A 12886-nucleotide genomic window follows, 5' to 3' on the forward strand; every position below is an offset into this window, starting at 1 on the left:
CCATGGCCCTCGAAGACGTTCTGGATCGCTGGAAGGCCGGAATCGCCGCGCACGATCCCGAGGCCGTGGCCGCGAACTTCACCGAGGACGCCCTTTTCCAGGGCCTCAAACCGTACGGGGTGGGCAGAGCCGCAGTGGCTGCCTACTATGATTCTCAGCCCGCCGGAATGACGGTGGAGTACGAGATCCTGGAAACCCGTGAAATGGCCGAGGATCTGGTTCTCGGCTATTCGAAAGTCGATTTCTCGTTCGTCGACCGGCCGACGCTCACGCTTTATCTGAGCGTGCTGGTCCGGGGAGACCTGATAGCGCACTACCAGGTCTCCCGGCTCGGCTAGCGCCTGCGCGGCTCCCGCCCGAACGGTCCCTTCGGCCGTTCGAGGTCGGGGGCCTTCGGGATCGGCACGGTCACCGGGGCGTCCGCCGTGATCGTGATCGCCTCGCCGTGGTGCCTCGTGGACAGCTCGGTGCCGTCCACGATCCGGTAGGTGGCCTCGGTCGCGCACACGTCGACGGCGATCCTGGTGCCCTGGAACGACATCCGGAACGAGAAGCGGGTCAGCGCGTCCGGCAGCCGCGGCGCGAACGTCAGCTCGCCGCCGTGGTCGCGCATGCCGCCGAACCCCGCCACCAGCGCCGTCCACGCACCCGCCAGCGACGCCATGTGCAGGCCGTTGTTCACGTTGTCGTGCAGGTCGTGCAGGTCGGTGAACGCGGCCTCGACCAGGTAGTCGTACGCCAGGCCGAGGTGCCCGACCTCGGCCGCCAGCACCGCCTGCGTGCCGGCGGACAACGACGAGTCACGCACCGTGCGTGCCTCGTAGTAGGCGAAGTTGCGTGCCTTCTCGTCGTCGGAGAACGCATCGCCACGGACGTGCATCGCCAGCACGAGGTCTGCCTGCTTCACGACCTGTTTGCGGTACAGGTCGAAGTACGGGAAGTGCAGCAGCAGCGGGTACTTCTCCTCCGGTGTGTTCTCGAAGTCCCACTCGGCGTGCTTGGTGAAGTTGTCCGCCTGCGGATGCACCTGGAGCATCTCGTCGTACGGCACGGACATCGCGTCGGCGGCCCTGCGCCACGTCGCGATCTCCTCTTCCGTTGCGTCACAAGGATTTCGTTCGGCAGCGTCGGCGGCAGCCCACAGGTTCTGCTGCGCGATGAGGTTCGTGTAGACGTTGTTGTCGACGATCGCCGAGTACTCGTCCGGGCCCGTCACGCCGTCGATGCGGAAACCGTCGTGCGGGTCGTGGTGCCCCAACGACACCCACAGCCGTGCGGTCTCCACGAGGATCTCGGTGGCTTCGTCGCGGTCGAAGTCCTTGTCGTTGGTGGCGTTCAGGTACTGCTGCGTGGCGTAGGCGACGTCACCGGAGACGTGGAACGCGGCCGTGCCCGCCGGCCAGTACGCGCTGCACTCGGCGCCGTTGATCGACCGCCACGGGAACGCGGATCCCTTGAGCCCCAGCACCTTCGCGCGTTCACGGGCCTTGTCCAGCGTGGCGTGGCGCCAGCGCAGCGCGTCGCGGGCGGCGTCCGGCACGGTGTAGGTGAGCACCGGCAGGACGAACATCTCGGTGTCCCAGAACGCGTGGCCGTCGTAGCCGGGACCGGTGAGGCCCTTGCCGGGGATGGCCCTGGACTCGCCGCGCGCACCTGCCTGCAGGATGTGGAAGAGAGCGAACCGGATCGCCTGCTGGAGCTCGTCGTCGCCCTCGATCTCGATGTCGGCGACCTCCCAGAAGTCGTCCAGGAACGCCTTCTGCTCGGCGAGCAGCCCGTCCCAGCCGGTCTGGCACGCACCGGCGAGCGCCGCCTCGACCTGGGCCCGCAGCGCCGGCGTCGACCGCTGCCCCGACCAGCCGTAGGCCAGGTACTTGGTGAGCTTCAGGCACCCGCCCGCGGGCACGTCGACCGCGACGGTGAAGCGCGCGAGGTCGTCCTCGGCGTGGATCTCCGTGCGCGGCTCGTCGTGCAGCTCGTTCTCCGAGCGGGTGACCGCGACCTCGTGGTCCATCGCGGCGGCCATGCGCAGCCCCGACACCTTGGTGTGGTGGCACAGGACCGCGCGGGACTTCCCGGCCATCGTGAAGTCGTTGACCAGCGGGGAGTCCAGGGCGGCGGCGACGCGGGGGTCGTTGCTGCGGCTCCTGGTCGGTTCGTTGGCCAGCAGGTCCGACTGGACGACGAGCTGGAGGTCGTCCTCCGGCTCCACCTCGTACCGGATCGCGGCGACAGCGCGCTGTGTGAACGACACGAGCCGTTCGCTGCGCACGGTCACGCGTCGTCCCGTCGGCGACTCCCAGACCGTCCTGCGGCGGAGCGTGCCGGTGCGGAAGTCGAGCGTGCGTTCGTGCTCGATGGCGTTGCCGTAGCGCATGTCCAGCGGCTCGTCCTCGACCAGCAGGCGGATGATCTTGCCGTCGGTGACGTTGACGACGGTCTGTCCCGCCTCGGGGTAGCCGTAGCCGCCCTCGCCGTACGGCAGCTGGTGCTCCTCGTAGAAGCCGTTGAGGTACGTGCCGGGCAGCCCGCGCGGTTCGCCCTCGTCGAGGGTGCCTCGGAAGCCGATGTGGCCGTTGGCCAGCGCGAACGTCGACTCGGTCTGGTGCAGGTGGTCCACCGACAGGCCCTGCCAGCGCAGCTGCCACGGTTCGACGGCGTAGCTCATGACAGCAGCTCGTCGAGCTCGTCCACGACGATCGTCGCGCCGTGGGCCGTCAGCGCGTCCCTCTGGTGACCGCGGTCGACGCCGACGACGAACCCGAAGCCGCCGTCGCGTCCGGCCTGCACGCCCGCCAGCGCGTCCTCGTAGACGGCGGCGTTCTCCGGCTTGGTCCTGAGTCTTCTCGCGCCCTCGATGAACGAGTCCGGCGCGGGTTTGCCCTGGAGGTTCGACGCGGTGATCACGTTGCCGTCCACCAGCGCGTCGACGTAGTCGAGGAGGTTGCCCGCCTTGAGCACCCGCATGGCGTTGGCGGAGGAGGTGACCACGCCGATGGGGATCCGCGCTTCGCGGGCGGCCTTGAGGTAGGTGACCGACGCGGGGTACGGCGTGATGCCCTGCTCGTCGATGATGGCGTTGAACAGGTCGTTCTTCTGGTCGCCGATGCGGCGGACCTCGTCCTCCGGCGGCGTGAGGCCGCGTGAGGTGAGGAAGCTGCGGACGCCGTCGTAGCGCGGTTTGCCGTCGACGTAGGCGAGGTAGTCCTGCTCGCTGAACGGCTGGCCCATGGCCTCGAAGGTCTGCCGCCACGCCTGGCGGTGCAGCACGGCGGTGCTGGTGAGCACGCCGTCGAGGTCGAAGAGCAACGCCGTGATCTTCTCCGGGATGCCGAGGCTCATAGGTCGATCATGCCTCCGTCTCGGTTTCCGTGCCGCGTTCTGGTCATGGTTCGCAGTACCCCGCCCGGCGTCATCCGATGCTTTGGCCGACGACAGAGCCGATGGCGTAGGTCACGCCCATCGCGATCAGGCCGCCGGCGATGTTGCGCACGACCGCCCGTCGCTTGTCCGCGCCGCTGAGCCTCGCGCTGATGAAGCCGGTCAGGGCCAGCGTCAGGATCGCGGCGGCGACCGTGACGGGGACGCGCAGGCTCGTCGGGGTGAGCATGACCGCGGCCAGGGGGAGGAGGGCGCCGATCGTGAACGAGACGAAGCTCGCGATGGCCGCGCCCCACGGGTTCGTCAGCTCGTCCGGGTCGATGTGCAGCTCGGCCTCGGCGTGCGCGGCCAGTGCGTCGTGCTTCGTGAGCTGCTCGGCGACCTGTTTCGCGGTCTGCTCGTCGAGGCCCTTGCTCTCGTAGATCTCCCTGAGCTCATCGAGTTCTTCGTCGGGGGTGTTTTTCAGCTCTTCACGTTCCTGGGCGAGCAGCGCGCGTTCGGCGTCCCTCTGGCTGCTGACGGACACGTACTCGCCGCTCGCCATGGACATCGCGCCCGCGAACAGGCCCGCCAGCCCGGCGACGAGGATCTGCGTGCGGTCCGTCGTCGCCCCGGCCACGCCGACCACCAGGCTGGCGGTCGACACGATGCCGTCGTTGGCCCCCAGCACCCCCGCGCGAAGCCAGTTCATCCGATCGCCGGTGACCTCGTCGTGCGGCTCGTGGTGGCTCATTTCCGCAGGTTAGCGGGGTGTTGGTCGTTTGGCGCGCGACGTCCGGGTGACCCGTGCCGTTGTGCTGAACGGGTGAGTTTTGCCTGGTCAGCGCCAGGAGGTTCATTTTTTGTCAGACCCCCGTGGCAGCATGTCGAACAGGTGTTCGTGTGCGAGCTTGAGGAGGTCAGTACCCGATGCAGATCGAACCCAGCCGCTGGCCAGGCCGCGTGGTGCCGTCCACCAACGCAGACGTGGACGTGGCAGTCGAGTCCCTGTGCGACCGAGCCTCCTGGCCGGATGCCGACCGACGCTGGATCCGCCGAGTCCTGGAACCGTGGTTCCTCGCGAAGTGGAACGTCGACTCCCTCCTGGTGGCCATCGACACCAGGCCGGACGGCACCCGCCAGGGCCGCCCCCGTTCGCGCGCACAGGTGGCGCACGAGTTCCTGCGCGCCCGCCTGCGCGCCTGGACGGCGGACGGCTCCGGCCTGGCCGACGCGCCGCTGCCGGGCATCACCCTGGGCCAGTGGTACCGGGTCAACCGCCGCAACGCCGCCCTGAACGCGCCGCGCCGCGGTGCCGGTCTGAGCGCCGAGGGCCGGCAGGCGCGGGCGGAGACCCGCGCGCTCGCACACCGCCGCGACCCCGTCGAGCGCAGCCGGGAGAAGGGCCGCCGGCGGCAGGAGGTGCTGGACAGCCTGCTCGCGCCGGGGCAGGAGGTGCCGTCGTTCGCCGACTCGTGGCGGCTGGTGGCGGATCTGATCCCGGTGCAGCGGGTGTGCTCGGCCTGCGGGCACGTGCGGAACGAGGTGTCGCGGCAGGCGCACCGGGTGGCGTGAGGGGGCGCGGGTTCGCCGGGCCGCGGGGAGACTGCTGGGCGAGCCTGCGGGTAGGCCACCCCTCGCCGCCCTTTCGCGCGGCGATCCACCACCTGGCGACTCACCACGCGGCGAAGGTGCGCCGCCACCACCCGCGCGAGCAGTCGGCAGGCGTGTCGGCCGGTGCGCTGGAACTTTCGACTGGATCTTGCGTCATTCGAGCGACGGCCTTCCGGCGCCCATTTCATGCCCCTGACCAGCGCGAACACTCTGCGTGCCCGCCTCCTCGATCACCTCGGGCGAGTGCGAGTTCGGTGAGCGGTGGTTGAAACCCGGCTGGGCGGGCACCCACTGACGATCTGTTTCCTGATGAAGGGGCCGACATGCTCGAAGTGACGCCGATGGCCGCCGAGGTCATCAACGAGCTCACGTCACAGTCAGCCGCCGCCAACGACGATGTCGGCCTGCGCTTCGCCTTGACCGCCGAACAGAACAGCCAGGCAGCCCTGGAGCTGTCGCTCAGCGAGGCCGCAGACGGCGACCAGGTGGTGACCGCCGACGCCGGGGCCAAGGTCATCATGGAGCCCGGCGCGGCGCAGTACCTCGAGGACAAGGTGCTCGACGTGCGCCAGGACGAGGAGGGCAACCCGGCGTTCGCCATCGCGCGCCAGGACCTGCCCAGCTGAGGCAAAGCAAACGGGCCGGGTCTCCCAACGTGGGGAGACCCGGCCCGTGCTGTCGGAACAGCTGGATCACGGGATGGTCAGGACCTGACCGGGGTGGATGAGGTCCGGGTTCGCGATGCCGTTGGCGTTCGCGATCTCCATGTAGCGGTTGCCGTCGCCGTAGAAGCGCTCGGCGATCGCCCACAGCGAGTCACCGCCCGCGACCTCGTAGGTCTGCACGGCGGGGGCGGCCGGAGCTGCCGGGGCCTCCTCGACGACCGGGGCCGGGGCTTCGGCTTCCGGGGTGGCCTGCGGCGAGTCGGTGTTGGTGTTGGTGGCCCACTTCGCGCTGCCGTCGCCGCCGACGACGACCAGGTTGCGGTCGTTCTGCAGGACGAGGTGCGCGCCCGAGTTGCCCTGGGTGCCGGTGGACCACACGGCGTCGTTGCCGTCGGTGTAGAGGACGAAGTTGCCGTCGTCCTGGAACGACGCGCGCACGGCGCCCTTGCCGTCGGTGCCGCTGGCCCACACCGTGCCGGTGTTCTCCGAGAGGACCAGGTTCCCGTCGGACTGCAGGGTCAGCTGGTAGCCGTTGGCGCTGGTCAGCTGCTGGCCGCGGGTGAGTTCCTGCCCGGCTTGCAAGGTGTCCACAAAAAGCTCCACTTCAGACGATCACCACCGCCCGATCCGGCGGCGCCCGAAGCGGAACCTAGTCAAGGCGCACGAACTCCGCGCGTCCACAACGGAACGTGCACCCGAGGGAGTGAAAGAAGAACGCCCCCTGCCCGAAGGCAAGGGGCGTTCCCCGGAGCAGAAGCGTCAGCCCTCGATGCGGCGGATGACCGAGATCGGGCCGATCGAGTCGATGTCGGCGATCTTCACCGGCACGCCCTCGGTGGACGCGTGCACGGCGCGGATGCCGTCGACCGCCATCGCGACGTGCGACTGGCTGGAGTAGTACACGATGATGTCGCCGGCCCTGACGTCGCTGCGGCTGACCGAACGACCGGCCGCCGCCTGCGCGTAGCTGGTGCGGCCGATGGTCACGCCCGCCGAGCGGTACGCGGCCTGGATCAGCGACGAGCAGTCCCAGGAGTTCGGACCGTTCGAGCCGTAGACGTACGGCTTGCCGCGCTGGTTGAGCGCGAACTGCAGGGCCGCGCCCGCGGCGCCCGCCGGCACCGAGATGTTCGACATGTCGCCGGCCGCGGCGAGCTGGTTGCGCGTGGCCGCGCTGAAGCCGTCGTAGACCTTCTTGGCGTCGGCGAGCTGCTTGTCGAGCTCCGCCTTCTTCTGGTCCATCTCGGCGACGATCTTCTTCGACGCCTCGGTGGCGTCGTTCGCGGTCTTCGTCGCCGAGTCGGCGGCGTTGACGGCGTCGGTGAGCTTCTGCAGCGCCTCGGCGTTGTCGGCCGCGAGGATGTTGATGGCCGACATGCGGTTGAGGAAGTCCTGCTGCGAGTCGCTCACCAGCAGCGCGGAGATCTGGCTGAAGTTCGCGCCGGAGTTCGTGGCCTCGGTGAGGAGGTCCACCTGTCCGCGCAGGGCCTCTTCTGCCTGCTGCGCGGTGGCCAGGTCACCCTTGGCCTTGTCCAGTTCGCCCTGCTTGGCCTTCAGGTCGTCCTGGGCCTTGAGGTGGTCCTGGTTGAGCTTGGACGCCTGCTCCTGCAGCTCGTTGTACTTCTTGAGCGCGTCCGCGGCGTTGGGCTGAGCGGTGGCCGGCGCCGTCGGGAGTGCTGCCGCGACGACTGCTGCCGTCGCTACGAGAGCTCCACGCACGATGCGGCGTGAGGGTTGCGACACCACGTCGCGGGTCCTCCTTTTTCCTGGCGGCCGCTCCGCGAGAACTACTCCGCGTGAGGCGACAACCTTGGCGTGTGCCCCGAGTGGGTTAACTGCTGGGCCGAAGGTCTCGGACAGGTTACGGAATGACCTTGCCTTCGTCCAGCACCGGGGGCCGGCACCTTGCTGGCCCGCACGCTCTCACAGTCGTCTACGTCGCCATATCGCGGGGTAGGAGAGAAGCGTCACCCGACTACCCGTCGAATCACCGAAATGGGTCCGATGGAGTCGATGTTCGCCACCTTCACCGGCACGCCCTCGGTGGAGGCGTGGACCGCGCGAGTGCCGTCCACGACCATCGCGACGTGGGACTGACCTGCGTAGTAGATGACGAGATCGCCCGGGGCGACCTCGCCGCGACCCACCGCGCGGCCGATCTTCGCCTGGTCGTAGGTGACGCGGGGGATCGACACGCCCGCCGAGGCGTAGGCCTTCTGCATGAGCGACGAGCAGTCCCACGAGTCGGGACCGTTCGAGCCGAAGACGTACGGCTTGCCCTGCTGGGCCATGGCGAAGTTCAGCGCCGCGCCCGCCGCACCGGCGGGCGCGTTCACCGTCACCTTCGGACCGGTGCTCGCCAGCGTCTGCTGCTGCGGCCTGGTCAGCGACTGGTACTTCGAGCGGGCGGTCGACACCTGCGCGTCCATCGCGACCTTGCGGGTCGACACGTCCGCGGCGAACTTCTCGGCGGCACCGGCGGCGGTCGTCGCGTCCGTGCGCGCCTTCTGGGCCGTGGTCAGCGCCGCGTCCAGCCGCGCGACGGCCTCGTTCTGGTCGGACGCGAGGATGTTCATCGCCTGCATCCGCGCCAGGAAGTCCTGCTGGGACGTCGACGTGAGCAGCGCCGAGAGGTTGTTGAACCGCGCGCCCTCGAACGACGCCTCGGTCAGCACGTCGACCTGGCCGCGGAACTGCTCGGAGTCCGCGAGCGCCTTCTTCTCGGCGTCGGTCGCGGCGGCCACGATCGAGTTCGCGTGCTGGAGGTCGCTCTGCGCCTTGAGGTGGTCCTGGCTGAGCTTCTCGGCCTCGCGCGTGAGGTCGTTGTAGACCTTCAACGCGTCCTCGGCGGGTTGCGCGTGTGCCGAGGGCATCGACACCACCGTCGCGGCGATCACGGCGGCCAGGGCGGTGGTCCTTGCAGCACGGCCGGGCACGCGGCCTCCTCAAAAGTCGGAATCGGCTTCTGAGGAGGCGTACGGACTAACCCGATCGGGGGTTCAGTCGAACTCGACGAGCGGTCCTTCGACGACGACCGGGGGAGCGTCGACCTCGACGTCCACCAGTTCGTCGGCGAGCGCGGGCGTCGCGGTCACGAGCGCGACCCCCGCGGTGGCGGCCAGAACAGTTGCGATGCGTGAAGAAAGGGACACGCAGAGCAACCTAACCCACTCAAACAACGCAAAACGGGCGAACTCACCCGATCAGGCGGCCCGATGTGCCTCGATCGAGGCACGGCACGCGGCGATCAGCCGGGCCGTGGCCGCGCTGCCCCCGCACCCACAACGGGGACAGCGCATCGCGACGTCACCGACGAGCTCGTCGACCACGACGACCAGCGGTGAGTCGCAGCCACGGCACCAGCGGTGCCGCGTGACCGGGTTGACGTGCACGGGCGACGACACACACTGGTGGATCCACCTCCCGTGCACGTGGCAGGTCAGCCGGTCGTCGGGCGCCAGGACGCCGTCGTCCTCCGCGTGGTCCTCCTCGACCAGTGTGGCGATGAGCGTGGCGATCATGGCGACCCTCCGATCCGGAAACTGCCTTCTACCCAGACGTCGAAGGGACGGGCCCCGAATCGACACGCGCCACCAAGATTTTCAGCGCCCACGCACATCCGAGTCCCATACAGACAAGGACCAGCCACGGCGCCCACGGCACGCCCGCGCGCGCAGCCGCGTCGAACCCGACCCCGGTCAGCAGGTTGCCGAGCAGGATTCCGACGCCCACCACGGTGTTGTAGAGCCCATAGTGCGTCGCCACGAGCCGGTCGCCGGACAACGAGACGATCTTGTCCATTTCGAACGGGAACACCACCATCGTGCCCAGCGCGAGCAGTGCCGCGCACAGCACCAGCCCGGCCCACCCGAACCCGGCGGGCAGGAAGGCCAGTCCCAGCAACGCCATCCCGGCCACCAGCGCCCGATCAGGACCGAGGCGGTCCCGCGCCCACGCCGTCACCCGCAGCTGCCCGGCGATCGCCAGCACCCCCGACACCGCGAACAACACGGCCGTCAGCGCGGTCGAGCCCGCGGCCAGCGGCAGCGCCAGGTACACCTGGAACGACAGCACGTACGACCCGGTCATCGCGAGCGCGAACAGCACGAACCCCCGGTTGGCGAACACCAGCCGCCAGTCCGCGAGCACCGAACCGCCGGACGACGACCCGGCCCGCGCGGGCAGCGACCGCCACTGCAGCACCGTCAGCACCAGGAACACCAGCGCCGCCACCAGGCACGTCAACCGGAAGTCCACAGTGGTCAGCGCGAGCCCGAGCAACGGCCCGACCAGGATCCCGGTCTGGTAGAAGACGTTGAACAACGCGAACGCCTCCACCCGCCGCGGTCCGGCGTCGGCTGCCACGTACGCGCGCACGGCCGGGTTGAACAACGCCCCGGCGAACCCGGTCGCCGCCGACGCGATCACCAGCGCCGGCACCCCGTCCACGAGCCCGAGCAACGCGAACCCGCCCGTGCGCAACGCACACCCGGCCACGATCAAGGGGTTGTACCCCAACCGATCGGCGAGCGTGCCGCCGATCAGGAACATGCCCTGCTGCGCGAAGTTCCGCACCCCCAGGATCAACCCGACGGCCCACCCGGCCAGCGCCAGCGTTACCGACAGGTGCGCGGCGAGGTACGGCATCAGCATGTAGAAGCCCACGTTGATGCTGAACTGGTTGAGCAGCAACAACTGCACGCTGCGGTCGAACGAGCGGAACTTCGCGATCACGCCGTCACCGCCACCGGGTCCACCACGGAGGCGCACCGCGTCCACGACAGCACCTCGCGCTCGCCCGGCGCCTCGATCACCAGCGGATCGGCCGCCGGAACGACGTCCAGCAGCCCGTTCGCGGCGCAGAACTCGTCGTTGAACACCGTGTCGAAGTACCGCTGCGGCCCGTCCGGGAACACCGCGGCGATCCGCGTTCCGGGCGGTGAGGTCCGCGCCACCCAGGACGCCACCAGCGCCACGGCGCCCACGCTCCAGCCGCCGCTCGCGTAGTGCCGCGCGGCCAGCGTCCGGCACGCCCACACGGCCTCGCCAGGGTTCACCCAGTGCGCCTCGGCGAACGCCGGGTAGTCGACGTTGCGCGGGAAGATGCTCGACCCGAGCCCGCGCATGAGCCGGGTCCTGGCGGGCTGGCCGAAGATCGTCGAGCCGATCGTGTCGACGCCGACCAGCCGCAACGCCGGGAAGTGCTGTCGCAGCACCGAGGACACGCCCGCGCTGTGCCCGCCGGTGCCCACAGCGCAGACCAGCACGTCGACGTGTCCGAGCTGGTCGGCGAGCTCGTGGGCCAGCGGCGCGTAGCCCGCCACGTTGTCGGGGTTGTTGTACTGGTCGGGGCAGTACGCGCCGGGCAGGCTCTCCAGCAGCGCCGCGACCCGCTGCCGCCGCGCCTCCTGCCAGCCTCCGGTCGGATGTGGACGGTCGACCACCTCCACGGTCGCGCCGTACGCGCGCAGCATCCGCGCGATGATCGGCTCCAGCCCGGGATCGGTGACGAGTGTGACCGGGATGCCGTGCACGATGCCGGCGAGCGCGAGGCCGAGCCCGAGCGTGCCGCTGGTCGACTCGACGATGTGGCCGCCGGGCGTGAGGTCACCACGTTCGAGCGCGCACCTGACCATGTGCAGGGCGGCGCGGTCCTTCATCCCGCCGCCGGGGTTGGCGCTCTCCAGCTTCGCGAAGAAACCGGCGTTCGACGTGCGGGAGAGCTCGTCGATCCAGAGCACGGGCGTGCTTCGGTCCAGCACTGGGACAGACATGGGAAATCCCTCGGAGAAAGGTGGTGCGAGAAAAGGGTGTAGGGGGCTGGGGCCGGCCTACGTCCGGGAGATTCCGAGGTCGAGCAGGAGCGAACGCCCTGAGGCGCCGTGGTCGAGCAGTGCCGGGCACGAGCGCGATCTGGCTGAGGGCCGTTCGGCCGGTTCCGCGTCCGGAGTGGTGAACGACAGGGCGCTGACCTGCACGGCGGCCTGCGCCGTCGGGGCGGGGGACGCCTGGTGGCGCTCGCCGTGGTGACACAGCTCGCCGGAGATGCCAGGCACGAACGCGCCGTGGTGCGCGGGCTCCGGCGGGCACGCCGGGTGGAGTGCGAACACCGCGATCAACAGGAGAGCGAGGGCCAGGAATCGGCCACGCCCTGTCGTCGATCGATTTCGCACGGTGACCAATCTACCGCAATGTCTGAAAGCGCAGATTCGCCTGTTAAGTTAGGCAAGCCTAAACTCAGGAGGTGGACAGATTGCGCAGGACAGTCGCCGCGGTTCTGCTGCTCGGCCTAGTGGCCGGGTGCGGTGGAAACGCTCCCACGGAGCAAGCGGGTGGCCAGTGGTCGTTCAAGGACGACCGCGGCAAGGAGGTCACCGCGGAGAAGCGCCCGGAGCGCGTCGTCGCGCAGGTGTCCGCCGCGGGCGCCCTCAAGGACTACGGCATCAACGTCGTGGGCACCTTCGGCCCGCTCAAGCGCGCGGACGGCACGACCGACCCGGAGGCGGGCAGCATCGACCCGAGCCAGGTCACCGACGTGACCGGCCCCGGCTACGGTGAGATCGACTTCGAGAAGTTCGCCGCGCTGAACGCCGACCTGGTCGTCGCGGGCTACTACCCCGAGGTCTCCGGGCTCTGGCACCTCACCGCCGAGTTCGAGGAGAAGGTCACCAAGGTCGCCCCGACCGTCGGCATCGGCCAGTCGAAGATCCAGCTGCCGGACGGCATCAAGCGCTTCAAGGAGCTCGCGAAGTCGCTCGGCGCGGACGTCGACTCGGCGAAGGTGAAGGCCGACGAGGAGGCGTTCACCAAGGCCTCCGAGCGGTTGAAGGCCATCGGCAAGAAGATGACGGACGCCGGGCAGAAGATCCAGGTGATCGGCGCGGACCCGAAGCTCTTCTACGTCGCCGTGCCCGCCCGCAACCCCGACCTGGACTGGTACGTCAAGGAGCTGGGCCTGCCGCTGCTCACGCCGGACAAGCCCGACACCGAGGGCGGCGGCTACTTCCAGTCGCTCTCGTGGGAGAACTCCGGCACGTACAAAGAGCACGTGATCATGTGGGACACCCGCCAGCACGTGCTGAGCCCGGAGCAGATGAAGGAGGGCCACCCGGTCTTCCAGGGGCTGCCCGCCGTGCAGGCCGGCCGGTTCGTGGAGTGGAACGCGGTCGCGCCGCTGAGCTACTCCTCCTACGCCGGGATCATGAACAAATTGGCTGACCAGCTGGACCAGGTGTTGGCAAAGTAGC

General features: G+C 69.4%; 15 protein-coding genes. 4 read left to right on the forward strand and 11 right to left on the reverse strand.

The genetic code is table 11. From position 1 onward, the window contains the following. Window positions 1-2: 2 nt before the first annotated feature. A complete protein-coding gene (locus ACFWNN_RS17000; RefSeq protein WP_382440849.1) occupies window positions 3-338 on the forward strand; it encodes a YybH family protein in 336 nt (111 codons plus the stop codon). Here the strand turns inward: ACFWNN_RS17000 and ACFWNN_RS17005 are convergent. The 3 genes from ACFWNN_RS17005 to ACFWNN_RS17015 form a co-directional block, all read right to left on the reverse strand. Continuing rightward, a complete protein-coding gene (locus tag ACFWNN_RS17005; protein ID WP_382440850.1) occupies window positions 335-2668 on the reverse strand; it encodes a glycoside hydrolase family 65 protein in 2334 nt (777 codons plus the stop codon). The genes ACFWNN_RS17000 and ACFWNN_RS17005 overlap by 4 nt on opposite strands. Further along, window positions 2665-3342: an HAD family hydrolase gene (locus ACFWNN_RS17010; RefSeq protein WP_382440851.1), complete on the reverse strand. Its 678-nt coding sequence runs from the start codon at window positions 3340-3342 to the stop codon at window positions 2665-2667. Before ACFWNN_RS17010 ends, ACFWNN_RS17005 begins: the two co-directional genes overlap by 4 nt. Before the next feature lie 70 nt (window positions 3343-3412). Then, window positions 3413-4114: a VIT family protein gene (locus ACFWNN_RS17015; RefSeq protein WP_382440852.1), complete on the reverse strand. Its 702-nt coding sequence runs from the start codon at window positions 4112-4114 to the stop codon at window positions 3413-3415. A 176-nt stretch (window positions 4115-4290) separates the two neighbouring features. Here ACFWNN_RS17015 and ACFWNN_RS17020 point away from each other — a divergent pair, with 176 nt between their 5' ends. Further along, the gene (locus tag ACFWNN_RS17020) at window positions 4291-4935 is read left to right on the forward strand and encodes a hypothetical protein (protein WP_382440853.1); all 645 of its coding nucleotides are present in this window, start codon (window positions 4291-4293) and stop codon (window positions 4933-4935) included. Between the two features lie 362 nt (window positions 4936-5297). Continuing rightward, window positions 5298-5600: an iron-sulfur cluster biosynthesis protein gene (locus ACFWNN_RS17025; protein ID WP_382440854.1), complete on the forward strand. Its 303-nt coding sequence runs from the start codon at window positions 5298-5300 to the stop codon at window positions 5598-5600. 66 nt (window positions 5601-5666) lie between these two features. Here ACFWNN_RS17025 and ACFWNN_RS17030 read toward each other — a convergent pair whose 3' ends face one another. The 8 genes from ACFWNN_RS17030 to ACFWNN_RS17065 form a co-directional block, all read right to left on the reverse strand. Further along, a complete protein-coding gene (locus tag ACFWNN_RS17030) occupies window positions 5667-6230 on the reverse strand; it encodes a LysM peptidoglycan-binding domain-containing protein (protein ID WP_382440855.1) in 564 nt (187 codons plus the stop codon). Between the two features lie 168 nt (window positions 6231-6398). Continuing rightward, window positions 6399-7385 carry an NlpC/P60 family protein gene (locus ACFWNN_RS17035; protein WP_382440856.1) on the reverse strand — a complete coding sequence of 329 codons (987 nt, stop codon included), beginning with the start codon at window positions 7383-7385 and terminating at the stop codon, window positions 6399-6401. A 221-nt stretch (window positions 7386-7606) separates the two neighbouring features. Then, entirely contained in the window at window positions 7607-8575 is a 969-nt protein-coding gene (locus ACFWNN_RS17040; RefSeq protein WP_382440857.1) for a C40 family peptidase, read from the reverse strand. 63 nt (window positions 8576-8638) lie between these two features. Continuing rightward, window positions 8639-8791 carry a hypothetical protein gene (locus ACFWNN_RS17045; protein ID WP_382440858.1) on the reverse strand — a complete coding sequence of 51 codons (153 nt, stop codon included), beginning with the start codon at window positions 8789-8791 and terminating at the stop codon, window positions 8639-8641. A 51-nt stretch (window positions 8792-8842) separates the two neighbouring features. Then, window positions 8843-9160 carry a hypothetical protein gene (locus tag ACFWNN_RS17050; protein ID WP_382440859.1) on the reverse strand — a complete coding sequence of 106 codons (318 nt, stop codon included), beginning with the start codon at window positions 9158-9160 and terminating at the stop codon, window positions 8843-8845. A gap of 28 nt (window positions 9161-9188) precedes the next feature. Beyond that, window positions 9189-10418: an MFS transporter gene (locus ACFWNN_RS17055; RefSeq protein WP_382440860.1), complete on the reverse strand. Its 1230-nt coding sequence runs from the start codon at window positions 10416-10418 to the stop codon at window positions 9189-9191. Then, complete coding sequence (locus ACFWNN_RS17060) at window positions 10370-11413, reverse strand: PLP-dependent cysteine synthase family protein (RefSeq protein ID WP_382440861.1); 1044 nt, start codon at window positions 11411-11413, stop codon at window positions 10370-10372. Before ACFWNN_RS17060 ends, ACFWNN_RS17055 begins: the two co-directional genes overlap by 49 nt. A gap of 57 nt (window positions 11414-11470) precedes the next feature. Then, complete coding sequence (locus ACFWNN_RS17065) at window positions 11471-11812, reverse strand: hypothetical protein (RefSeq protein ID WP_382440862.1); 342 nt, start codon at window positions 11810-11812, stop codon at window positions 11471-11473. 80 nt (window positions 11813-11892) lie between these two features. Here ACFWNN_RS17065 and ACFWNN_RS17070 point away from each other — a divergent pair, with 80 nt between their 5' ends. Continuing rightward, window positions 11893-12885, forward strand: a complete 993-nt coding sequence (locus tag ACFWNN_RS17070; protein ID WP_382440863.1) for an ABC transporter substrate-binding protein — start codon at window positions 11893-11895, stop codon at window positions 12883-12885. The last annotated feature ends 1 nt before the right edge of the window (window position 12886 follow it).

Origin of the sequence: Lentzea sp. NPDC058450 (genome assembly GCF_042721395.1) — a bacterium.
GTDB lineage: Bacteria > Actinomycetota > Actinomycetes > Mycobacteriales > Pseudonocardiaceae > Lentzea.